Annotated in this window: 1 protein-coding gene; it reads right to left on the bottom strand. The window is 53.9% G+C overall.

The window, feature by feature from the left end; genetic code table 11:
• Positions 1-958 (bottom strand): polysaccharide lyase (locus tag FJM74_RS22090; protein WP_187264820.1); only part of this gene is annotated, 958 nt, incomplete at both ends.

Raw genomic sequence — 958 nt, forward strand, 5'->3', positions numbered from 1 at the left:
GTCTTTTGTGCCCGACACCGCGATCGCCTTCTCTGCGCTCACCCCGCCAGAGAAGCCACCGTCGGCAGACCAGGTGCGCGACTGGCTGTCTTTGAACTGCTGCCCGCCAGAGTTCGTTAAAAACGAAGCATTAGTAGAACTTGATGGAGCATCAGTTACAATAGGGGAGCTACCAGTTCTCGGCATCATGTCGGCTAGGGTAGCCTTCTCATTACCCATCCTGATCTCGTCATAGTAAAGGACCCGCTTCTTGACGTCAGTGGTCAGGCTGTTGTTCCAGTCAGACTTATAGAGGCCCAACTTCCACCTTGGGGAATCGAAACTGGCGTCGTAGCTGTTACCCCCAACGTAATTGACAACCTTTTTCCCATTGTGCCAGATCTCCACCAGCCCGTCCGAGCCATGGGCGTGCTTGATGTGCACGACAAAGGTTTGCCATTCGTCCTTGATGACGGCGCCCAGGTCCATGACCTCGCGGGTGGAAGGATCCTTTCTTACGTCGAACCGAAGCTTGTCTTTGTAGATCCGCAGAGAAGAAGAAGGGTTTTTGCCCCCCCCCTGGTGCCACTGGCTTATCACATCCTGCTTGCTGTCTGATTGCCACTCGGAAGAGGGCAGGTAGATGGAGAAGGCATACCACCTGTTCAGGTTGTCCTGGACCGGGAACAAGACCTCCGTCCGGGTTCCGTTGCTTACCATCGGGTCAGAGTCGCGCAGCTCAAAGCGGCCGGACTTGCTTCCGTTAAATACTGTGCTACTGTTTACATTAAAAGCGTGGCTTGTTCCGAATTGCTCCCTGAGCCCGGAAAATACGGTGCTGTTTTCAAAGGTTTCTTCGAACAGCAGGTTGCCAGCTATGGCCCGCTGCGTGCTCTCTGAGGTAATGGATGAGTTAGGAGCAAGCTCCTCTAGTTCTTTTTGCTCGCATGATACTGCTATTGCGCCGATCAGAAAGGGC

Source organism: Pontibacter beigongshangensis (genome assembly GCF_014332515.1).
Lineage (GTDB): Bacteria > Bacteroidota > Bacteroidia > Cytophagales > Hymenobacteraceae > Pontibacter > Pontibacter beigongshangensis.